The following is a 22,373-nucleotide window of genomic DNA, read 5'->3' on the forward strand; positions in this document are numbered from 1 at the left end:
TTGTTACGCTAATTTATTAACGTGCTTTGTTAATTTGCTTTTCAAGTTAGCTGCTTTGTTTTTGTGGATAATATTTTTCTTAGCTAATTTATCCAATAAAGCGATAACTTTTGGCAATTGTTCTGTAGCAGCAGCTTTGTTCTCTTCATTTCTTAAAGCTTTTAAAGCTGTTCTAGCAGTCTTGTGGTAATATCTGTTACGAAGTCTTCTAGTTTCGTTTTGTCTGATTCTCTTTAGTGCTGATTTATGATTTGCCATATCGTTTAAATGTGAGTGCAAAACTATAAACTTTTTTTTAAACTACCAAATTTATTTTTAAAAATTTTAATTTTCTTCTGATAGATACTTTCTGAGTTTATTTATTGCCTGTTCTATTTTTAAATTTTCTTGTTCTTTCTCTAATTTTTTGATCGTATTTCCCAGCATGATCAGTGCATTATTCCATTCTCCAGTGGTATTGGTGAAAGTAAGTTCATCAATTGTTACTTCAAAAGCAACCCTTTCTCCAGTCCTGTAAAGCCTGAAACTGATTTTATCATCTCTGCCTGTAATCCCGCCTTCATTGATTTGTAAATCGTAACTTTTTGGGTTAGAGTGGATTTTCTTAAAAAGCAATTTCGCTTCTTGTATTTTTAAATCCGGCATGATATAAAATTTGATGGTCTGCAGAAAACTGCAAACAATGATTTATCAATAATATTTTTCATCAGTGTTACCATATTGGTAGAACCAACTATGGATAAATTTTTTGCAAATATAATGCTTTTGTGACATATAACATATAGGGATTGCCTTTTTCAAATAAAAGTAATGGACTTTTCAATAGAATAACAGTAATTCTCATGCTGTCAGTATATTAAAATTCGGATATTACTTCATCTATTATACTATAATCACAAAATTTGAAACATTCTTCCATACTGCTAATGCTCAAAAAGCTTTTTTTAAATTAAAAAACAGAATGAAAAAGCTTATAAAAAAACCTTCAACTGATCAGTTAAAGGTTTGTATTTTTGTAGCCTATAGGGGAATCGAACCCCTGTTGCAAGAATGAAAATCTTGAGTCCTGACCACTAGACGAATAGGCCAAATTTTGAGGTTGCAAAAGTAGGAATTAACTTTTAAACTTCAAAATTATTTTTTTTGATTTATCTGTAGACCTTTTGTATCACCGTATTTTTGATACCTTTGGCTTCAAGTTCCTTCTGAAGTTTTACAGCATCTTCCAATGTGTATACTTTTCCATATGTGTAGTAGAATACACCGTTGTCCTTATTTCGTTCCACATCTTTTAAATTCTGGAGGATATAAGAATTCCCGTTCAGTTTATCGCCTGCATACACTTCAATCGTATAATATCCCATGCTGATTCTCTGATTAGGCATAAATCCTACGGCAAATGCATTTCTGAAACCTGCATCTTTCGCTGTTTTAAGGTTAATATCTTTTACCGAAGCCATATTGGTGACAGCATAGTAATACTTGTACTGTCCGTTTTCTTTAAGCGTAAGAATATAGTTCAGGCCTTTCAGGGCAGGATCATTTTCATTGTATTTCGTAGGTGAACTCATTAATAGAATTCTGAAATCATTTTTCAAAGGAACCTCTGCAGGTTTTTCCGGCTCTGGCTTTCTTGTTGCAATAGAACCACCGGATTTTCTGTCAATCGCCTTTTTATAATCAATTATGGCATTGTAGATACTTTCTGCAATTTCAGTCTGCCCTTTATCTGAAGCGATGTAGTGACTTTCTTCAGGGTGATTGATGAACCCGGTTTCTATCAGTACAGATGGCATGGCATTCATACGGAGAACGTGAAGGTTTTTCTGAAATACACCTCTTGAAGATCTTTTATCTTTATTCACAAAGTTATCTTCTACCAATCCTCCCAAAAGAAGACTTGATTCGAGATATTTACTTTGTTGAAGTTTCAGGGCAATTAATGATTCCGGGGAGTCCGGATTATAAGAACCAAAGATCTGCTTATCTTTTTCATCCAGGAAAATTACGTCATTTTCTCTTTTGGCTACTTCCAGGTTTTCATTATTCTGGTTGGGTCCCTGCACATACGTTTCTGTTCCATACGCTGTAGGTCTCTGGGAAGAGTTACAGTGAATGGATATAAAAAGGTCTGCTTTGCTTCTGTTGGCCAGATTGGTTCTGTCAGACAGAGACGGATACTCGTCTATTTTACGGGTATAGATTACCTTAAAATCTCTGTTTTTTTCTAACATGGCACCCACTTTTAACGTAATGGCAAGTGTAATGTCTTTTTCTGCGACTCTTCCGATGTCCGAATAAGTCCTGTTGGCTCCATGATCACTTCCTCCGTGTCCCGCATCCAGAACGATAGTAAACTTCTTCTGGGAGAAAATAAAGTTGCTGATAAGGATAAGGAGAAATGATAAAATTATTTTAAAATTTTGTTTGTGCATCTTACAGTTATAAAAATTATATTAATTTTGGGCCTTAATTATATAGTATAAAATTGGCCAAAACCGTCTTCAAAAATATATTACAAATTTTAATTATCCTAATTTTTAACAATTTTTTAGCACAGAAAACTCCTGAAAAATTGCCTAAAAATGCGGTTAATGATACTATTTCCAAAAAGGATACCATAGTTGTAAAAAAAGAAACCCTCAATGATGTTCTCCGTACAAAAGCGGATGATCAGAGAAGAGACGTTCCGAAAAAAATGACATTCCTGAACAAAAATGCTCAGGTAAAGTATCAGGATATGCAGATTGATGCAGATTATATCTCTATTGATGATAATAAAAATCTGATCTATGCAAGAGGAAAACAAGACTCTTTGGGCAAGATTGTGGAGCCTGTAATCACTACGCAGGCCGGAAAAAAATACGAAACTAACGAATTCAGCTATAATACAAAAACAAAACAGGCCATTGCCTTCAATGCAAGAACAGAAGAAAGTGAAGGGGTAATTATAGCGCAGAAAACTAAAAAATATAATGATTCCGTATTTGCAATGAGAAAAGCAGATTATACAACGGATGATTATTTTATCAAGAAAAAAGATACGGCAGCGGATTATTTTATGAGAGCTTATAATATTAAGCTGATTAAAACCAAAATAAAATCCCAGATCGTGACCGGTCCTATTCAGATGTTTATCGAACAGGTTCCTACACCGCTTTATCTTCCATTCGCTATTTTACCATTCTCAGATAAAAGAGCTGCAGGTATTCTGATTCCAAGTTTCGGGGAAAGAGAAGATGTAGGTTTCTTCCTGAACGGAATAGGATATTACCAACCCATTGGGGAACATTTTGACCTTAAGGTTTTAGCAGATATTTATACAAAAGGAAGCTGGAATTTACGTCCGCAGGTGAATTACCAGAAAAAATACCGTTACTCAGGAAACTTTACGGCAGATATCGGTACAATGGTGAGAGGAATCAAAGGTCTGGACGATTATACTAAAAACAGTACCTACCGAATCAACTGGACTCACTCGCAGGATTCCAAAGCCAATCCTTTCCTTACATTCAGTGCTTCTGTTGATATTGTAAGTACCAAGTTCTATAACAACCCGCTTAACAACAATTACATTTTCAACCAGAATGTATTGAATACTCAGCAGAACTCTACGGTAACCCTTACCAAAAGATTCCTGAAACTTCCGATGACGATTACGGGAACTGCTTCATATTCCCAGAACTTTGCGACAGGATTGGCAGACCTTCGTCTTCCGCAGATGAACGTGGCCATCAACCAGTTCTATTTATTTAAATCAAGAACAGGGATCAGACAGGGATTGCTTGAAAATATTACAGTGAATACCGGTTTCAACCTTACCAATTTCGTGAATACTCAGGAAAATGAGTTGTTTAAAAAAGAAATGTGGGATAAAATGCAGACCGGCCTTAAAAATAATATCGCATTGGCTACCAATACAACTTTGGCGAAATATTTTACTTTCAGTTTAAGTGCGAATATTGACAATGCCCTGACAACAAAAACACTGAACAGATATTATGATCCGGTAAAGAATGTAACTGTTGATGAAATCAATAAAAACTTTACAGGATATTCTACTTTCTCCACTTCCGCCAGTCTCCAGACGACACTTTTCGGAATGATGAAATTTAAAAAAGGATCTGCTGTGGAAGCCGTAAGACATATGATGACCCCGAGTGTAAGCTTTACTTATTCCCCGGATTTTTCAAGTCCTAATTTCGGATATTACAGAAACTATTATAATGCAAACGGAGCGTTGACGCCGTATTCTATTTTTGAAAAAGGAATTGTCGGAAGCCCGTCAAGCGGTATGCAGGGAGCTTTAGGTTTCAATATCGGTAACAATATCGAAATGAAAGTAAAGTCTAAGAGTGATTCTACAGGGATGAAGAAAATCAAAATTTTTGAATCTTTAAACCTTGCAGGAAGCTATAACTTTGCGGCTAAAGATCACCCTTGGTCTGTGTTCTCCATCAACGGGCAGTCTTCATTTTTCAATAATAAGTTAACGGTAAATACCAGTCTTGCACTGGAACCTTATAAAATCGAGTTCTTGCCGGGACAGGATACAGGAATAAGAACAGAGCAGTTCGGACATTTCAGTGTACAGGGATTCAATGTTCAGCTATCGTATCCTTTAAGCAGCGAAATTTTTGGAGAAAAAACAGATTATGCCAAAAAGTATTCCTCGAAAGGAGAAATCCGAAATGAAAATTATTATTTTGATGATGATCATTATGCTCATTTTGATCAGGCCTGGACTTTAAATGTCAGCGCCAATTACGCTTATTCTAAAGGATTAAGCAGGTTTGGTAATAAAATTGCATCTTTAGGTTTGGATGGAAGCATCAAACTGACTCCATACTGGAATATCAACGGAAGTACCCATTATGATATGGTGACCAAAGAATTGGCATATACAAGAATTGGTTTTTCAAGAGATCAGCGAAGCTTTACGATCAATTTCAACTGGGTTCCTTTCGGACAATATAAAGTGTATGACTTCTTTATAGGTATCAAAGCCAATATCTTAAGTGATGCCTTGAAGTACAAAGACAGAAGCTTTACCCAGCCTAATGCACCTTTCTAATATCAGATTGGCATTTGAGAATATAAATTTTATATTTGCAGGCAGAATAAATTCTAATGAAATCACTGTTGGCAGAATTCAAAGACCAACGAATATGGCAGATAGTGATTGCTTATGACCCTTAGAAAAAAATTAAATATCCGCATATGAAACAAATAATCAACACAGTTAATGCACCTGCAGCAATCGGACCTTATTCACAAGCTAATATGGCCAACGGAGTTTTGTATATCTCCGGGCAGATTCCTGTAGATCCTGCAACTGGTAAACTGGTAGAAGGAATTGAAAAGGAAACGCACCAGGTAATGAAAAACCTTGAAGCTATCCTTACTGAAGCTGGCATGACTTTCAAAAACGTTGTAAAAGCTACTATCTTTCTTAAAAGTATGGATGATTTTGCTGTAATGAATGATATCTATGCATCTTACCTGGATTCAGAAAGCTATCCTGCCCGTGAAACAGTACAGGTTTCATGTTTGCCTAAAAATGTGGATATCGAAATTTCTATGATTGCACATCAGGATTAATGAATTTTATAAGAAATACAATTGCGGTTCTGATAGGTCTTGGTATTGCAGGGCTTATTATTACTCTTGGTATAAGGGCGTTTCCGCAATGGGTAACTTTTGAGGCTTTTGCTCCGTTTGAGCATTGGCAAAGGTTTCTTTTCAGTATGAAAGATGATAAGGCGTTTTTCGGCTTCCTTTTATTTATTTCCGGATTAGGAACCACGATTGGAGGAGTGGCAACAGCAATTATCGTTAAATATGCTAAAGTAGCCTATGCTATTCTGATTGGCTTTATTATGCTTTTTATTGCCATGTTGGATGTTATTATTTTTCCTTATCATCCTACATTTTATAAGATCTCCATTTTTCTTACGTTCTTTCCGTTTTCCTGGATTGGAGGGAAGATTGTAGAAGTGATCTATGAAAGAAATAAAAAGAAAAGTATTGCTGACAAAATGAACAAGTCTAAATAAACAATAAAAAAACGCTGCAGATTTCTGCAGCGTTTTTTGTTGAAAAGAGTTAGTAGATTTCCGTATTAAACATATTTCAAAAAATAAAGTGGATAATCCAGCTCAAAGGTTTCATGGAAAATGGTAAATCCATTTTGTTGATAGAACGTTCTGTTTTCTAATGTTGTTGTTTCAACATATATGAGTTCGTTCTCATATTTACTCATAGATTCTTGTAAAAGTTTTGTTCCAATTCCTTTTCCCTGTTCACCAGGAACTACAGCCATTAACCATAAATGAACAAATTTTTCTTCCGGATGAAATTTTGCTAAGAGTTTTTCTCGTTGTAAAACTTTAAAGATATTTTCAATTCCAATACAATTGAACAGCAATTTTATTTCAAGCCAGATTTTTTTTAAACTGATCGGGAATTTGTCTAAGTATAAAATGCACGCTTTGTGATCGTCGCTGAGAAATATACTTCCATTTAGCATTGATAAATCAAATTGAAACTCCATTAATGCTTTCAATCTCTTATATCTGTTGCCAGAATTCTTTATGACAAAATTGATAGAATTGGGAATAAGAACATTTATGAAGGACTGGCATAAAATAGTAACGACTTTCTCTCTATCCTCATAGGTAGCTTTTTTCATGCATTTTTGTTTTTTCAAATATATAAAAAATAGAAGTGTGTTTATCAGTGTTTTATATGGCTTGTGTTAGTTTCTGCATTGAGTTTAGTTAACTTTTTTTCATAAAAAAACCATTCTTAAGCAAGAATGGTTAAATTTTTAATGTGAAATCAAAAAAATTCAATTAAGGCATTTTGAATCCTTTCGTATAAATTCTTCCGTAATCATCCACGAATTTCACCTGTACATTCCCCTGATATTTCTCAAGGATCTTTTCTACATCTTTCTGTGAATTGACAGGTTTGCCGTTTACCTCGATGATGATATAGTTATCTACAATTCCGATTTTAGCCATTTCACTGCCCTCAGAAACGTTTTTAGCTACTACACCACTGTTCAGTCCATATTCTGTTTTGAAACGCTCCGTAAGAGGGTCAAATTCAGATCCGATTTTTTCTGTTACGCTAAGATCGGCTTTCGTTCTGGTTGAAGTTCCTCCTTTCTGGTCTCTGAGCGTTACCGAAGTAGTTCCTTCTTTACCATTTCTTGAATAGGTTACCTGAACTTTGTCACCAGGACGCTTGCTTCCGATAGACATGGAAAGATCAGCAAAGTCTGTAATATCGTAGTTGTCTACTTTGGTGATAACGTCTCCTTTTTTCAATCCTGCATCTTCAGCACCACTGTTTTCACCAAATCCTGTAATATAGATTCCTGAACCTACTTTCAGATTGGTTTTAAACTGCTTGTTGTAAGATGCTACTAACTGATCATTTGAAAGATCTAAAGACTGAACTCCAAGGAATCCTCTCTGTACGATTCCGAATTTCTTGATATCCTCAACAATTTTTCTCGCCAGGTTAGAAGGAACGGCAAATCCGTATCCCTGGTAATATCCTGTGGTAGACTGAATCGCAGAGTTGATCCCGATAAGTTCTCCATTGGTATTTACCAACGCACCTCCTGAGTTACCCGGGTTAATAGCAGCATCCGTCTGGATGAAACTTTCGATAGGATTAGCAGCTTTTCCCTGGCTTCCCAGGATTCCGATACCTCTTCCTTTAGCAGAAACAATACCTGCTGTTACCGTAGAGTTTAATCCTAGTGGATTTCCTACCGCAAGAACCCATTGCCCTACGTCAATATTGTCAGAATTCGCAAAATTCAGATAAGGAAGCCCTTTTTCTTCAATCTTTAATAAAGAGATATCTGTATTGGGGTCTGTTCCAACCAATGTTGCAATATATGATTTTTTGTTGCTTAGTACGACTTCCAGCTTATTGGCACCTGCTACCACGTGGTTGTTGGAAATGATATAACCGTCCGGAGAGATGATTACCCCTGAACCCATTCCCGATGGCATATTATCAGGAACCTGCTGCTTTTGTCTCTGCTGGCCTCTTCCCCCGAAAGGATCTCCGAAGAAAAAGTCAAACAAATCCTGCTCTGAAGCTCTGCTTGATGTTCTGCTTTGATAATTTTTAATAGTTACTACAGCGGGAACGGTTGTTTTAGCCGCCTTTACAAAATCATCACCTACGGCTCCCGTATTCATTCCTGCGAATGAAGTATTGGGTGCTGCTGTTGTGAAATAAGATTGATCTCCATTGTTGGAGCCGTGTCCGAAATATTGTAAAGCTCCAACGGTAGTAGCTCCGGAAAGGACTCCAACTACTGCAAATGGTAATAGTTTTTTTAAAGTACTCTTCATTGTATATCTTTCTTGTTTATTAATTAATTTTCTTTTTATGTTTTTGAGTAAACAAATTTAATGTTAAATAAGTAAGCAATTAGTATGCTATGTTTCAATTTTAACTAAAATTTAACGGCTATTATATGATTTTGTGCCTTATGTCATAATTGTTAATGCCACAGTTAACAAAACTTAAAAAAAAATTAAAGAAAATATGGCAGACTTATCATACATAGTGATCTGATTTTCATTGCTGGCAGGTTACTGCTTATTGTTCGTAATTGGTGTCATAAATATACTTAATTCTAAAATTATTATCTTTGCAAAAATTTTTATTCTCACTTAAAACGTTTATAGCATGCAACTGTATAACACCTTAAGCGCAGAAGAAAGAGCTCAACTTATTGATGAAGCCGGTAAAGACCGCCTTACCTTGTCTTTCTATGCGTATGCCAAAATCGAAGACCCCAAAAAATTTCGCGACGAATTATTTATAGCCTGGAATGCCCTTGATGCTCTTGGCCGTATTTATGTTGCTACAGAAGGAATTAATGCTCAGATGAGTGTTCCTGCAGATCAGTTTGAGGCTTTTCGTGATACGCTGGAAGTTTATGACTTCATGAAAGGAATCCGTTTGAATGTAGCGGTAGACCAGGACAATTACTCATTTTTAAAATTAACCATAAAAGTCAGAAACAAAATTGTTGCTGACGGTTTGAATGACGAAACTTTTGATGTGACCAATAAAGGAATTCACTTAAAAGCTCAGGAATTCAATAATATGCTGGAAGACCCCAATACCATTGTTGTAGATTTCAGAAATCATTACGAAAGTGAAGTAGGGCATTTTGAAGGTGCCATTACTCCGGATGTGGAAAATTTCAGAGAAAGTTTACCCATCATCAATGAACAGTTACAGGATTTTAAAGAAGATAAAAACCTGCTGATGTATTGTACCGGTGGAATCCGTTGTGAAAAAGCAAGTGCTTACTTCAAACATCAGGGATTCAAAAATGTATATCAGCTGGAAGGCGGTATCATTGAATATACACGCCAGATCAAAGAAGAAGGAATAAAAAGTAAATTCATTGGTAAAAACTTTGTATTTGACCACCGCCTGGGGGAGAGAATTACAGATGATATTATTGCACAATGCCACCAGTGTGGAAAACCTTGTGATAATCATACCAATTGTGCCAATGATGCCTGTCATTTGTTGTTTATCCAATGTGACGACTGTAAAGCTGCGATGGAAAACTGCTGCTCTACAGAATGTCTGGATACCATTCATTTGCCGTGGGATGAACAGGTGAAACTGAGAAAGGGATTACAGGTTGGAAATAAAGTATTCAGAAAAGGAAAATCAGATGCCCTGAAATTTAAAAACTCAGGAGATTTAACTGATAAGCCTTTGGCAAAAGCTGAGACAAAAAATATCCGTCAGAAGATTGCTGTCAAAAAAGAATTGATTGGTAAAGCAGAGCATTACTATTCAAAATCAAAAATTGCACAGTTTTTAATTGAGAACAAAGATCTGTCAATAGGTGATAAAGTATTAATTTCCGGTCCAACAACAGGAGAACAGGAAGTTACCATTACTGAAATCTATGCTAACGGAGGGCCTTGTGAAACGGCAAACATTGGAGATCAGATTACATTTGCACTGCCATTCAGAGTTCGTTTATCTGATAAATTGTACAGAATTGTGCAAAATGCATAATTCATAGCTGTCAATACAATTATTTCTGTTTTAACAACTTAATAATTCCAGACTTACAATGACAACAAGCGGAAAAATAGAACTGATGTCTCCTGCAGGAGATTTCATATCACTTCAGGCAGCTATAGATAACGGTGCAGACTCTGTCTATTTTGGTGTTGAGCAGCTCAACATGCGTGCAAGAGCAACAATGAACTTCACGATTGATGATCTGCCGGAAATCGCCAAAAGATGTGCTGAAAAAGGAGTAAGAACGTATCTGACCCTTAACACCATCATCTATGATCATGATCTGTCTATCGTCAGAACACTTTTAGATAAAGCGAAAGAAGCAGGTCTCACAGCAGTAATTGCAATGGACCAGGCTGTAATCTCTTATGCAAGGCAAATTGGTATGGAGGTGCATATTTCCACCCAGATTAATATAACCAATATTGAAACCGTAAAATTCTATGCTCTTTTTGCTGATACCATGGTGATGAGCCGTGAATTAAGTATCAGCCAGATCAAAAAAATCTGTACTCAGATTGAAAAAGATCAGGTAAAAGGACCTTCCGGTAATCTTGTTGAAGTGGAGATTTTCGGACATGGTGCCTTATGCATGGCTGTATCCGGGAAATGTTATCTGAGCCTGCATTCCCATAATTCTTCAGCAAACAGAGGGGCCTGCAAACAGAACTGCCGGAAAAAATATACAGTGATTGATCAGGAGTCAGGTTTTGAAATTGAACTTGATAACGAATATATGATGTCTCCCAAAGACCTTTGTACGATTGGTTTCCTGAATCAGATTGTGGATGCCGGCGTGAAAGTCTTAAAGATAGAAGGAAGAGGGAGGGCTCCGGAATATGTAGCAACAGTTACAAAATGTTATAGAGAAGCAATTGACAGTATTGCGGAAGGAACGTTTTCTCAAGAAAAAGTGGGTGAATGGATGAAACTTCTGGAGACCGTATACAACAGAGGCTTCTGGAGTGGATATTATCTTGGTCAGGAGCTGGGTGACTGGTCTTCAAACTCCGGTTCCAGTGCAACACAAAAGAAAGTTTATATTGGAAAAGGACGGCATTTCTATCCGAAATCCAATATTGCAGAATTTGTGGTTGAAGCCTATGATATTTCTGTAGGAGACAGTGTCCTTATACAGGGACCTACTACAGGATCACAGGAAATGGTCATCGAAAGTATGATTGTTGATGCGAAGACAGGGGCAGACAAGGCAACAAAGTCTGATGTGATTACTTTTCCTACGAAGTTCCGTGTACGGCCAAGTGACAAATTATATAAAATTGTTAAAGCGTAATGGTCATTGCTACACTTCAGAGAGAAAAATGTATTGGTTGTAATTACTGTGTCGAATTTGCTCCGGAATATTTTAGAATGTCTAAAAAAGATGGTAAATCGGTATTGCTTAAGACTATTGATAAAAAAGACTTCTACACGTTAAAAACACCAGACCACGAAGCGTTTGAATATTTGGAGAGAGCTGCCAACGCCTGTCCTGTGAAAATTATTTCTGTAAGAATCACTTAATCATTATGCTGAAAGCTGAGCTTAGAAAAAAATATACCCAAAAAAGGAAAGCCTTGTCTGCCGATGAGGCTTTTCTGTTATCTGAGAAGATTTTTGAGAATTTCATTCAATATTTTAAGCCAAAAGAATCAGAAAAAGTACACGTTTTTATCCCGATTCCGGCAAGAAAAGAAATTGATACCCAAATCTTCATTCAATATTTTTTAGCACAGAATATCCGGGTGTATGTTCCTAAAATTGTAGCGGATAAACTGATTAATATTGAAATTTCCGAAGATACTGCTTTTGAAACCAACAGTTGGGGGATTTCAGAACCTGTTTCCAATGAAGATTCTGGCGAAAAATACTTTCATTATGTGATTACGCCTTTGTTGTATTGCGACAAAAAAGGGAACAGAGTAGGCTATGGTAAAGGATTTTATGACGGCTTGTTTCAAACTATTTCTCCCGAGGCAAAAAAAATCGGAGTCAATTATTTTGCCCCCGATGAATATGTGGATGATGTCTGGGAAAATGATATTCCTCTTGACTATTTGGTTACTCCTACCGAAGTGCTGTCTTTTTGAAGCGGTTTGGAATAAAAATCTAAAAAGTAGAATTTAAACTCTTTTTTAAGCTTTGATGTAGACAATAAGATGTATTGTGCATTCTTTTCAAAGCTTCCCAGAGACTTGTTCTTACTATCAAAATATTCCACATTAAACTTGGCGTAGTCTAGTGTATCTTTTTTATAAAAATCTTTATATACATTCAGATTGCTGACTTTCGCTGTCTTTACTTTCATGCTGTCCAGTTCTTTCAGTAATCTTTTAAATGTCAGTGAATCCGGTTTGTGAAAATAGCTTTCCATCTGGGAATAAATGACAGTATCTATTTCCGTATTTCTGTTTCCACTGAGATATAGAGTAGATAGATCAAGAAGTTCCTGAACTTTCTGTTTGGTGATGGAATTAATCGCCTGCATGCTATCCATCTGTACGGCAGGGTAGCTTTTTTCGTTGGTGCTGTTTCGTAGCTTATCGAGGTCGCTTACCTCTGAGGTTTTATTATTACAGGCAATAAATAACGTCAGAAGCACGGTGAAAATTAAAAAATTACTTATTCTTTTCATCTGTGGTAGCAATTTTAAATTTGATGGATACAATTTTACCTTTGGTATCCTTTTTCATTTCTATTACATTCAGGTTTTTCAGAGAGGTCGTTGGAGTAGTTACCAGCGTGATATATTTCTGCTTATTCAGGCTTTCTATACCATACGTATCATTGTCATATACCTGATAAATTACTGCATTGTTACTGATCAGGTTTTCAAGCTGATTTCTTTTTTGCTTGATAAGAGCAACCTGCTCATCCGGATTTCCTCCCTTGATGTCTTTGATAGAGAAATAATAAACCGCCATCTTGTAATCATCCGGCTTTAATTCGATCTTTTCTTCTTCAGGAGCATTTTCAAGGTTTCTGTTCACTTCCAGTGGCTCATAGAAAGGGGCGCTGATTCTCATTTTTAAATTTTTATCCTTGGTAGAATAATAAAAACATTCGCCCGGCTTTATTTTATACATCAACGGAGATTCATTTTCCTTCACTACCATTATTTCTAAAGTATTGATCACAGAAACTCCTCTGTCCTTATCAATGAAACAATATTTATAAGTTTTTGAAAAAAGAACATCTTTAAAACCTAAAAGACCGGTAATGGTAATCAAAACTGAAGTAACAAGTGCCCAGGCATTCTTTTTGAAGAAATTTTTCTTTGCCGGAACAGATGAAATTTCAGTTTCGTGGGTAATTGTCTTGTTTTGATTAACTAATTGATTTTCAGTATTCGATTTTTGTAAATCAGTATTTTCTGGGGTCCTGATTTCAACTTTTTTAGGTTGAAATTCAGTTTTTGGAAGTTCAGGAGCTTCAGAAACTGTTTTTTCAAGTTCTTCGAGATCTTCGTCTTCAAAATTTTCATTTTCCTGAAGTAATTCACCCGCAAAAAGATGCTGTTTCTTGAAATCGTACCATGAGTTGTAACCTGCATAAATACTCAATAAATTGAGCATATCTATTCTTGGTAATTTAGTAACCGGTGAAGTTTTAAAATAAGTGTAAAATGACTTTTCACTGATGTTTCCTTTCGCTTTTTTTCGAAGGTCTTCCTGAAAATATATAATATCTATACCCTTCCACTTGGATATGTCATCCTGCGAAGGGGTATATTCTTTTAAGTATTGACCCTGAACATCCTTTTTTAGCTGTTCAAAGTGTAATAGATCCAAATCTGTCAATTTTTCAAAAAATAATTAAATTGTTGATTATCAGCTATGTTTTTTTGTAAAACTATTTTACAAAGGTATTACAATTATTTTTCATAGACAAATTTTCTAACTGCTCTACCTTTGTCTTGTTCAAATAACAGAACAGAAGAAAATTTTATAAAACAATATTAACAAAATTAAATTTAATTTATTATGAAAAAGTCATTATTCGTAGCTGCTATCGCTGCAATCTCTCTAGTTGCTTGTAAAAAAACTGAAGCTACTGCTACTGAAGGTACAACTGATTCTGCTGCTGCTACTGTAGCTGATTCTGCTGCTGTAGTTTCTGATTCAGCTGCTAAAGTTGTTGATTCTGCTGCAACTACTGCTGTAGAAGCTACTAAAGATGCTGCTGCTGCTACTACTGCTGCTGGTGCTGAAGTTGCTAAAGATGCTGCTAAAGGTGCTGCTGACGCTGCTAAAGGTGCTGCTGATGCTGCTAAAGGAGCTGCTGATGCTGCTAAAGATGCTGCTAAGAAATAATTCTAGCATACGCTTAACAATAAAAGAACCGTTTCACCCAGTGAAACGGTTTTTTTATGCTTAGTCATTGCGGGACTTAGGCGAAGCAATCTATTTACTATCAGAATAAGACCAACAGTTTATCCTTTCTTTTGTTTCAGAGATTCATAGCACGTAATTGCTACTGCATTGCTCAGGTTCAAAGAATCAATACTTCCGGCCATGGGGATCAGTGTGTTTTTTCCTTTTCCGATCCAGAAGTCACTTAACCCGGAATGTTCCGTTCCGAATAATACGGCAGAACGCTGTCTGAAATCTCTTTGATAAAGGTCTTCAGCACTTTCGTCCATCAGCGTAGTGTAGATATTGAAACTGTTTTTCTGCAGGAATTCCAATGTTTCCGTATTTTCAGCCTGATAGACTTCCATTCCGAAAAGGCATCCTACACTGGATCTGATCACATTAGGGTTGTAGAAATCGGTTTTCCCGTCAGCAACAATCAGCGCATCAATACCAAATGCCTCACAGCTTCTTAAAATAGCGCCAAGATTTCCCGGTTTTTCCACGCCTTCTACAATGATTATCGTAGCATCTTCTTTAGGAACAAATGATGAAAGTGAATTTTCTTTGGTATGGTAAATGCCGATAATTCCTTCGGAACTTCCTCTGTAAGCTATTTTTTCATAGACTTTTACACTTACATAATGGATTTTTCCATCGGGAAGAGTTCCTTTAAAGATATTTTCACAGATAAAGAACTCCAGCGGTTCAAAATCATACTGAATGGCCCTTTCATTTTCCTGCTGGCCCTCTACCACAAAAACTTTTGATTTTTTACGAAACCTGTTGTCAGTAAGGAGCTTAGTGACGTTTTTTATTTTATCGTTTTGAAAACTTTCTATCAACATGCTGCAAAATTATGCAAAATTTATGATTGAACTTCTCTGGTTTTGATAAAAAGGCTTTTCCATGTAACCTCAAATGGAGTTTTGTTTTTCCTTTTAGAATAGATGACCGCTAAGATCAGGACGATAATGGAGAGAAGTTTATAGAGATTTCCATAGAAGTTTCCGGAAACATTTTCCGATACATTAAAGATTTCCCAGTACAAATTCATAAAAAAATGAAGGAAAATGGCGGTCCATAAGTTGTATTCCGATTCAAAATATGCCCAGGCGAAAAATATTGATCCTAAAAATGTAATGGTAAATATTTCGGTAAGTTCTATTAAGTTCTGACTTTGATACAAATGTACTTGTGCAAACAGCAATGACCCTAATAATGCAGAGGATAAAAATCCAAGCCGCGTAAATCTGTATAGTATTCCGATAAGAAATGCTCTGAAAATAATTTCTTCAAAAAATGCTGATGAAAGAGTATTGATAAACAAGGATTCAAAATTTATTTTAGAGATTGTTTTAAAATGAATCAGGTATCCAATGAGCATAGGAATAGTTCCGGTAAGTGCTAACACAAATCCTATGGTAATGGGTTTGTTTAATGAGAACAGATCAAGGATATTTCTTTGAGGTAACAGAATTTTTAATGTGACTATCAATGGGATTAATGTTACCGAATAAGCAATTATATGGGCTATTGCTTTACTGTGAAACAAATCTTTTGAGAGAGTCTGTATGGTTTTAAAAAAGAGGAAATCAAAGAAATAATAGGCTGTAAATCCTAGAATAAAGATGAAAAAGAAGCGGATGTTTTTACTCATAACTGTTAATTTTGAGCAAAAATGTAGCTTTAAATCAATGTTTTCAAGTTAATGTGATGAATGACAAAGAATAGTGACGAATGACAAAATTTATAGATTTTGCTGCTGTAACTGAGGAATAATTGAAGGAATAAAACTTCTTGAAACAGGAATTTCAAAATCAATTTCCGGAAGAATTAATTTATAACCCTGAGCATTTCCTTTGAGTTTCTTTACCCTTCCAAGGTTGACAATATAAGAACGGTGGCATTTTTTGACAGAGCCTGTTTCGATTTGTTGTAAAGCATTGGCTAAACTTATTCTTATAAATGCTTTTTGTAAGCTGTTGTTCTCTAAGAAGTAAAATGTACAATAGTTTTCCATGGACTGAACGAATAGAAAATCGTTCTCATTGATGATAAGTTCTATATTCTGTGCCGTTATTTTTAACAGATTTTGTCGTTGTTCAGAAGCCGAAACGGGAAGATGTTGAGAAATATCGCGGGCTTTCTTTTCATGAATATTCTTTAAATAGATGTACCGTGATAAAATATAGATGATTGAAATAGGAATTCCGACAGCCAAAGTATACAGGAACATATAAAAGTAATTGACTATATCCAGCTTTACATGGCTCAAGAATAATGAATTGTAAAAGTAGGATAGAACAGAACCCATACATAGAATGAAAGTTATTTTTAAGAGTTCCAAACCAATATTCCAGTTGCTGAAACGGGAAGTTATAAGATTAGCGATTAAAAATGCAGTTCCAAAAATAATACAATAGGGGAAAAGTAGTAAAAACTTGTAAGGATGTTGAAAGTTTTCCGTACCAAAAGGCTGTAAAATAATCAGAAACAAATACACAGCAACTCCTGCTCCCAATGAAGAAACAAAAATTTCTTTGAAAGATTCGGATTTGGGGTATGGATGTGCTGTAAATGAAAACATAAAATCCAGATTTAACTTTCTGATGTTTCAATAAAATTGCCGTTGTCAATAAGACTTTGAGGCAGCTCTTTTTTATTTTTAATGCCTAATGATTTCAATTTCTGAGTCTGGATTACCAGGTTGTCATTTCCGGTATGAAGCTGCTTGTAAGCATCATTGAATACATTTTTCGCCTGATCCAGATTTCGTCCTACTTTTTCCAGATTTTCTACAAAACCTACAAATTTGTCATAGAGTCTGGCTCCTCGATCAGCAATTTCAATAGAATTCCGGTTTTGATATTCGCGTTTCCAAAGATCGGCAATCAGCTTAAGAGAAGTGATCAGATTGCTTGGATTCAACAACAGGATTCTTCTTTCGTAAGCATAGTTCCAAAGATTCTGGTCTGCCTGCATTGCTGCAATATAAGCCGGTTCACTCGGAATAAACATCATCACGAAATCCAATGATTTTCCATAGTCATCGTATGCTTTCTGACTGAGTTGATTAATATGGTTTTTGATAGATCCAAGATGCTGGCTCAGTTTTATGGCATAAACATCAGCATCAGTTTCATCTACCAATTCTGTGAAAGCGGTCAGAGATACTTTAGAATCAATGATGACATTTCTTTCATCCGGGTATTTTACAACAGCATCAGGACGCATTTTCTTTCCGGAAAATTCGGAGAATAAAGCTTTGTTATCTTCATCACGCAATTCATGCTCCAGGAAATATTCTCTTCCTTTTACCAGTCCGGATTTTTCAAGAATACTTTCCAGAATCATTTCGCCCCAGTTCCCCTGGGTTTTGCTTTCTCCTTTCAGAGCACGGGTCAGTTTTTTGGCATCCTCAGAAATCTGCTGGTTCAGTTCTGCCAGTTCTTTCACTTTTTCAGCAAGGGAGAAGCGTTCTTTATTTTCCTTTTCGTAGGCTTCGTTGACTTTGTTTTTTAAATCCGCGATTTTCTCCTGAAAAGGTTCAAGGATGTTTTTTAAATTATTTTGATTTAAAGCCGTAAACTTTTCTGTTTTTTCTTCTAAAATTTTATTGGCAAGGTTTTCAAACTGAAGTTTAGAATCTTCCTGAATCTTGACAATTTCTTCTTTCTGGGTGTCAAGAGATTGTTGAAGACCTTCATTTTTAGCAGAAAGCTCAGAGTTTTTAGCAAAAAGGGTCTGCTTTTCAAGAATGTGGGTTTCTATCTGAGAAGTCTGTCTCTGATTGATTTGTTTTAACTCCTGAAACTGGATGTTCAAAGAAGAATATTCGGCGGAGATTTTAGAAAATTCGTTTTTCAGATCATCCAGAAGGTCCTGCTGCAGCATATTGGCTTCTTTCTCTTCACTGATGATTTGATTAAGCTCCTGAATTTTCTGGTTGGAATTTTCAAGATCAGATTGATTTTTAATAGATAAGGTGTTCAGTGCATCATAAGAACTTCTTGAAACCATTGATGATTTCAGCGCAAAATATAAAATAACCGCTCCCAGTATGCCACCGGCAACCAATCCAATAATTAAATATATCATCTCCATGTTTCAAAATTATGAAAAAAGGCTGGAAGCTGGAAGCGGGATGTTGGAAGTTCCTTTTGGACCGATAAGAACTGACTGTTTTTTTAAAGGTAAATAAAATGAAACAATTGCTTTATAAAATTCTATTACTTCTCTCTTCCGGCCTCCATCTTCCTTTCTGAATTAGAATACCTATATTTATGGGAAATTTCAGAGACTTATGAATATTTTGCTGGTAGAAGATGATCAAAGAATCAGTAATTTCCTGATAAAAGGCCTTTCCGAGGCTGGCTATAATACGACCCTGGCAGATTCCGGTGAAAAGGCGCTTGAGCTTCTTCATACCTATGATTTTGATATTATTTTAATGGATATCATGCTTCCCGGACTGGATGGCATGCAGTTGACACAAATCATCAGATTTAAAGGAAATTATACTCCGATTTTGGTTTTAAGTGCTTTGAACAGTCCTGATGATAAGATCAAAATGCTGGATATGGGTGCTGATGATTATTTATCAAAACCGTTTCATTTTGAAGAACTGATTTCAAGGATTAAGGCGTTAACCAGAAGAAATAAATTAAGTTATCAGAAAGAAGACCAATTGTTATCTTGTGGTACTATCACCATTGATACCGATCTTCATAAAGTAACCCAGAACGGTAGGGAAATAGAGTTTTCACCGACAGAATATAAACTTTTTACTTTCCTGATGGAGAATAAAAATAAAGTATTGAGCAGAACCCAGATTTTGCATAAGGTATGGGGAATTGATTTTGATAATACAACGAATGTAGTGGATGTTTATATTTCCTATGTTCGTAATAAGATTGATGAGACAGAACAGAAAATTATTCATACAGTAAAAGGAACCGGATATTTGATCAAAGACTGAAAATGACGCTCAGAAACAGATTTACCCTTATTTCAAGCCTTTCATTCGGCATCGTTTCTATCATCACATCTGCGGTGATATTTTTTGCCTATTATGACAGTACCAAAATTTTTTATTTTGAAAAGCTAAGAAATACAGCTCTGATCTCTGCTATTTATTATCTTGAAAAAGACGAACTCCCGAAAGACCGACATGCCCAGATCAAAAAAGAATACAATCATCTGATTCAGAATAACAGGGTTGCGGTTTATAATCAGAATAATGAAGTGACTTTTGGACACAATCTGAATGATAAGAATATAAAACTTTCCCACTTGCAGGCTGTCCGGAATAATAAGGGAATTCAGTTTATGTCTGATAATCAATTCTACTACGGAATTTTTTATCCTGATAACCAGGGTGACTTTGTGGTTTTTGTAAAGTCTTCCAACGATTCTTTCCAGTCGCAGATCCTGAGATTGGCTATTATCATGCTTTCGGTATTGGTCATCGGCCTGCTTGCGATTTATTTCCTGAGCAGATATCTTTCCAAGGTAGTTTATAAACCTATTTCCAATGTGGTGGAACGGATCAATAAAGTGGAATATGATAATATTTCTACGGCAATTATTACTTCCACCAATACCAATGATGAAATTGAAGATCTCATTAAATCTTATAATAAACTGCTGGGCAGAATTTCCGAAAATGTGCTTTTACAGCAGAACTTTATCAATTATGTTTCTCATGAATTTAAAACTCCCTTAGCAGCCATTTCAGGGAATCTTGAAGTATTTGCCCAAAAAGACCGTACACCGGAAGAATATAGGGAAGTGGCCAAAGAGTCATTGGAAAACGTATATGAGATTGAAAATATTCTCAACAATCTTTTGCTGATGTCCGGAATGACCAAACTGGAATCTTCTCACAAATTAATGAGAGTAGATGAGCTGATCTGGAAGATTTATGAAAAACTGGAGCCCAAGGCAAAAGAAAATCATTCATCTATCAAAATACAGCTTCAGGTAACGAAACCTGCTTTGCTGGAATTCCCGGGAAACGAGATGCTTCTCTACCTGGCGTTATATAATATTGTAGAAAATGCCATCAAATATTCCTATGACAAACCTATAGTGATCACATTATCTGAAATGAACAGTCAGTTGTACATCGAGGTCAGGGATGAAGGAAGAGGAATTCCGGCTGATGATCTTGTGAAAATATCAGAGACTTTCTACAGAGGAAAAAATGTAGATGCTGTAAAAGGCAGCGGAATTGGTTTATCGCTTTCAAAAAGTATTTTTGATCATCATCATATTGTGATGAAAATTGATTCTGCGGTTAATGTGGGAACCAATGTTCTTCTGGAATTTCCTGCCCATTCCTGATTTTTCTTCCACAGATTTCGCAGATCTCACCAATTGATGATTTTAGCTTCATTTTAAATCTTAAAAATCTGTGTCATCCGTGAAATCTGTGAGAGATTTAAATTCAATAGGAGTGGGTTTTAACCCGCTTACAAAATACAATCAAAATCCTTCGGCTTTAGCCAAAACATACCAATTCAAACACAATTCCCAGGAATAAAAAAAGTTCTAATCAAACTCTAATGTTGAACTAACCGAATTTTAATTCTCTTTACAATTCCCTCTAATATTAGACAAATAGCTTTGTGGTCTTAAATAAGAGACCCTTGAAGAAGCTATTTTTTACACTATTTTATATTCCCTGTTTCAGTTTCTTTTCTGCACAGATTTCAGACACTATGAAAATCAGCAGAAAGGAGGCTGAAACTATTTTTCTGGCTAAAAACCTTGACCTTATTGCACAGAAACTTGAAATTTCACAAGCCGAGGCAAGAGCTGTCCAGGCTAAATACTGGCCTAATCCTACATTGAGTATCAGTGAGGTGAATCTATGGAGAACCTATGACATCGAAGAGCAGCCTGCGCTGATCAGAAACTGGGGAAAAAGTACCCAGATTTCTGCCGAGATCGAACAGGTGATTCAGACGGCAGGGAAAAGAAGAAAAAATATTGAACTTCAGAAAATAGAAGTGGAAGGAGAGAAGTATGATCTGCAGGAAGTTTTGCGTGAACTTAAAAAGACACTCAGAAATACGATTACTGAAATTCTATATAATCAGGAACAGCAAAAGATCTATCAGGGACAGATTGCTTCCATTGAGAAATTAACAAAATCCTATAATAATCAATTAAACCTTGGTAATATCAGTAAAGCTGAATATGTCCGCTTAAAAGCCCAGGAAATTGAATTCAAAAAGAAACTGGTTTCATTGAAGCAGGAAATCGAAGACCAGCAGGTAGAACTGAAAGCTTTATTAATGCTGCCTTCTCAAACCTATCTGGAGATTTCAGATCCATTGGTCATGCCCGAAAAACAACTGTCAGAGCTGGAAATGAATCAATGGATGGAAAAGGCAAAAGAAAACCGTCCCGATATCATGATCTCCAAAAATAAAGAGAAACACGCTGCCAAAAATCTGGAAATTCAAAACGCTATGAAAACACCTGATGTTGCAGTTTCTATTGGATATGACCGCGGAGGAAATATCATGAAAGACTTTATAGGATTAGGAGTTTCTATGGATCTGCCCATTTTCGACCGTAACAAAGGAAATATTCAGGAAGCTAAGCTCGAAATTGAGAAAAGTAAACTGGAGACCCGCAAAAACATGCTGAAATCTGAGAACGAAATTGTATCTGTTTTCAGAAACTATATCAGAACACAACAGGTGTCGGAAGAAATTGATGACAATTACGAATCTACGCTGGACGGACTGTTGATAAGCCATGAGAAAAATTTCAGACTCAGAAATATCAGCATGCTTGAATATATGGATTTTCTGGATACCTATATCGGAAATAAAATGATCATCCTGGATACTAAAAAAGAATTGAATCAATACTACGAAAACCTGCAGTATGTTGTAGGACAAGATTTATAAG

The 22,373-nt window shown here is 35.8% G+C and carries 22 protein-coding genes and 1 tRNA gene; 11 read left to right on the forward strand and 12 right to left on the reverse strand.

Going from position 1 to position 22,373, the window contains the following annotated elements; translation table 11 throughout:
* Positions 1 to 3: 3 nt before the first annotated feature.
* The 4 genes from rpsT to V0410_RS17560 all read right to left on the reverse strand — a co-directional run bounded on the left by rpsT (position 4) and on the right by V0410_RS17560 (position 2,435).
* Positions 4 to 258, reverse strand: a complete 255-nt coding sequence (gene rpsT, locus V0410_RS17545; protein WP_002983073.1) for a 30S ribosomal protein S20 — start codon at positions 256 to 258, stop codon at positions 4 to 6.
* Between the two features lie 66 nt (positions 259 to 324).
* Complete coding sequence (locus V0410_RS17550) at positions 325 to 645, reverse strand: hypothetical protein (RefSeq protein WP_105683297.1); 321 nt, start codon at positions 643 to 645, stop codon at positions 325 to 327.
* A gap of 371 nt (positions 646 to 1,016) precedes the next feature.
* Positions 1,017 to 1,088: transfer RNA gene (locus V0410_RS17555), tRNA-Glu, on the reverse strand.
* Positions 1,089 to 1,148: 60 nt separating this feature from the next.
* On the reverse strand, positions 1,149 to 2,435 hold the full coding sequence (locus tag V0410_RS17560) for an N-acetylmuramoyl-L-alanine amidase family protein (RefSeq protein WP_227940981.1): 1,287 nt from the start codon (positions 2,433 to 2,435) through the stop codon (positions 1,149 to 1,151).
* Positions 2,436 to 2,488: 53 nt separating this feature from the next.
* On the opposite strand from V0410_RS17560, the gene V0410_RS17565 reads away from it, so the two are divergent.
* The 3 genes from V0410_RS17565 to V0410_RS17575 all read left to right on the forward strand — a co-directional run bounded on the left by V0410_RS17565 (position 2,489) and on the right by V0410_RS17575 (position 6,056).
* Complete coding sequence (locus tag V0410_RS17565; protein WP_330745079.1) at positions 2,489 to 5,074, forward strand: putative LPS assembly protein LptD; 2,586 nt, start codon at positions 2,489 to 2,491, stop codon at positions 5,072 to 5,074.
* A gap of 146 nt (positions 5,075 to 5,220) precedes the next feature.
* Entirely contained in the window at positions 5,221 to 5,601 is a 381-nt protein-coding gene (locus V0410_RS17570; protein WP_034694591.1) for a RidA family protein, read from the forward strand.
* On the forward strand, positions 5,601 to 6,056 hold the full coding sequence (locus tag V0410_RS17575; RefSeq protein ID WP_034694594.1) for a hypothetical protein: 456 nt from the start codon (positions 5,601 to 5,603) through the stop codon (positions 6,054 to 6,056). The genes V0410_RS17570 and V0410_RS17575 overlap by 1 nt, the downstream gene beginning before the upstream one ends.
* Before the next feature lie 65 nt (positions 6,057 to 6,121).
* Here V0410_RS17575 and V0410_RS17580 read toward each other — a convergent pair whose 3' ends face one another.
* The gene (locus V0410_RS17580) at positions 6,122 to 6,691 is read right to left on the reverse strand and encodes a GNAT family N-acetyltransferase (protein WP_330745080.1); all 570 of its coding nucleotides are present in this window, start codon (positions 6,689 to 6,691) and stop codon (positions 6,122 to 6,124) included.
* Between the two features lie 163 nt (positions 6,692 to 6,854).
* Positions 6,855 to 8,381, reverse strand: a complete 1,527-nt coding sequence (locus V0410_RS17585) for a trypsin-like peptidase domain-containing protein (protein ID WP_202840891.1) — start codon at positions 8,379 to 8,381, stop codon at positions 6,855 to 6,857.
* 340 nt (positions 8,382 to 8,721) lie between these two features.
* Between V0410_RS17585 and trhO the strand changes: the two genes are divergently transcribed.
* The 4 genes from trhO to V0410_RS17605 are packed head-to-tail and all read left to right on the forward strand — an operon-like array spanning position 8,722 to position 12,182.
* Positions 8,722 to 10,083: an oxygen-dependent tRNA uridine(34) hydroxylase TrhO gene (gene trhO, locus V0410_RS17590; RefSeq protein ID WP_330745081.1), complete on the forward strand. Its 1,362-nt coding sequence runs from the start codon at positions 8,722 to 8,724 to the stop codon at positions 10,081 to 10,083.
* A 58-nt stretch (positions 10,084 to 10,141) separates the two neighbouring features.
* Complete coding sequence (locus V0410_RS17595) at positions 10,142 to 11,386, forward strand: peptidase U32 family protein (RefSeq protein ID WP_330745082.1); 1,245 nt, start codon at positions 10,142 to 10,144, stop codon at positions 11,384 to 11,386.
* Positions 11,386 to 11,616 (forward strand): ferredoxin, encoded by a 231-nt coding sequence (locus V0410_RS17600; RefSeq protein WP_330745083.1) that lies wholly within the window; start codon positions 11,386 to 11,388, stop codon positions 11,614 to 11,616. Before V0410_RS17595 ends, V0410_RS17600 begins: the two co-directional genes overlap by 1 nt.
* Before the next feature lie 5 nt (positions 11,617 to 11,621).
* Positions 11,622 to 12,182: a 5-formyltetrahydrofolate cyclo-ligase gene (locus V0410_RS17605; protein ID WP_330745084.1), complete on the forward strand. Its 561-nt coding sequence runs from the start codon at positions 11,622 to 11,624 to the stop codon at positions 12,180 to 12,182.
* On the opposite strand, the gene V0410_RS17610 is transcribed toward V0410_RS17605, so the two are convergent.
* Together V0410_RS17610 and V0410_RS17615 are read right to left on the reverse strand one after the other, a co-directional pair.
* Positions 12,146 to 12,727 (reverse strand): hypothetical protein, encoded by a 582-nt coding sequence (locus V0410_RS17610; RefSeq protein WP_330745085.1) that lies wholly within the window; start codon positions 12,725 to 12,727, stop codon positions 12,146 to 12,148. The genes V0410_RS17605 and V0410_RS17610 overlap by 37 nt on opposite strands.
* Positions 12,711 to 13,892 carry a hypothetical protein gene (locus tag V0410_RS17615; RefSeq protein WP_330745086.1) on the reverse strand — a complete coding sequence of 394 codons (1,182 nt, stop codon included), beginning with the start codon at positions 13,890 to 13,892 and terminating at the stop codon, positions 12,711 to 12,713. Before V0410_RS17615 ends, V0410_RS17610 begins: the two co-directional genes overlap by 17 nt.
* A gap of 183 nt (positions 13,893 to 14,075) precedes the next feature.
* Here V0410_RS17615 and V0410_RS17620 point away from each other — a divergent pair, with 183 nt between their 5' ends.
* Positions 14,076 to 14,405: a hypothetical protein gene (locus V0410_RS17620; RefSeq protein WP_034694620.1), complete on the forward strand. Its 330-nt coding sequence runs from the start codon at positions 14,076 to 14,078 to the stop codon at positions 14,403 to 14,405.
* A gap of 119 nt (positions 14,406 to 14,524) precedes the next feature.
* On the opposite strand, the gene V0410_RS17625 is transcribed toward V0410_RS17620, so the two are convergent.
* The 4 genes from V0410_RS17625 to rmuC form a co-directional block, all read right to left on the reverse strand.
* Positions 14,525 to 15,292, reverse strand: coding sequence for a TrmH family RNA methyltransferase (locus tag V0410_RS17625; RefSeq protein WP_330745087.1), 768 nt, complete (start codon positions 15,290 to 15,292; stop codon positions 14,525 to 14,527).
* A gap of 20 nt (positions 15,293 to 15,312) precedes the next feature.
* Positions 15,313 to 16,104 (reverse strand): CPBP family intramembrane glutamic endopeptidase, encoded by a 792-nt coding sequence (locus V0410_RS17630; protein ID WP_330745088.1) that lies wholly within the window; start codon positions 16,102 to 16,104, stop codon positions 15,313 to 15,315.
* Positions 16,105 to 16,194: 90 nt separating this feature from the next.
* Complete coding sequence (locus tag V0410_RS17635) at positions 16,195 to 17,034, reverse strand: LytTR family DNA-binding domain-containing protein (RefSeq protein ID WP_330745089.1); 840 nt, start codon at positions 17,032 to 17,034, stop codon at positions 16,195 to 16,197.
* An 11-nt stretch (positions 17,035 to 17,045) separates the two neighbouring features.
* Positions 17,046 to 18,551 carry a DNA recombination protein RmuC gene (gene rmuC, locus V0410_RS17640; protein ID WP_330745090.1) on the reverse strand — a complete coding sequence of 502 codons (1,506 nt, stop codon included), beginning with the start codon at positions 18,549 to 18,551 and terminating at the stop codon, positions 17,046 to 17,048.
* Positions 18,552 to 18,750: 199 nt separating this feature from the next.
* On the opposite strand from rmuC, the gene V0410_RS17645 reads away from it, so the two are divergent.
* The 3 genes from V0410_RS17645 to V0410_RS17655 all read left to right on the forward strand — a co-directional run bounded on the left by V0410_RS17645 (position 18,751) and on the right by V0410_RS17655 (position 22,372).
* Positions 18,751 to 19,425 (forward strand): response regulator transcription factor, encoded by a 675-nt coding sequence (locus V0410_RS17645; protein ID WP_330745091.1) that lies wholly within the window; start codon positions 18,751 to 18,753, stop codon positions 19,423 to 19,425.
* Positions 19,426 to 19,427: 2 nt separating this feature from the next.
* Entirely contained in the window at positions 19,428 to 20,792 is a 1,365-nt protein-coding gene (locus tag V0410_RS17650) for a sensor histidine kinase (protein ID WP_330745092.1), read from the forward strand.
* A 305-nt stretch (positions 20,793 to 21,097) separates the two neighbouring features.
* Entirely contained in the window at positions 21,098 to 22,372 is a 1,275-nt protein-coding gene (locus tag V0410_RS17655; protein ID WP_330745093.1) for a TolC family protein, read from the forward strand.
* Position 22,373: the final 1 nt, after the last annotated feature.

It is taken from the genome of Chryseobacterium sp. CP-77 (assembly GCF_036362765.1).
GTDB classification, from domain to species: Bacteria; Bacteroidota; Bacteroidia; order Flavobacteriales; family Weeksellaceae; genus Chryseobacterium; species Chryseobacterium cupriresistens.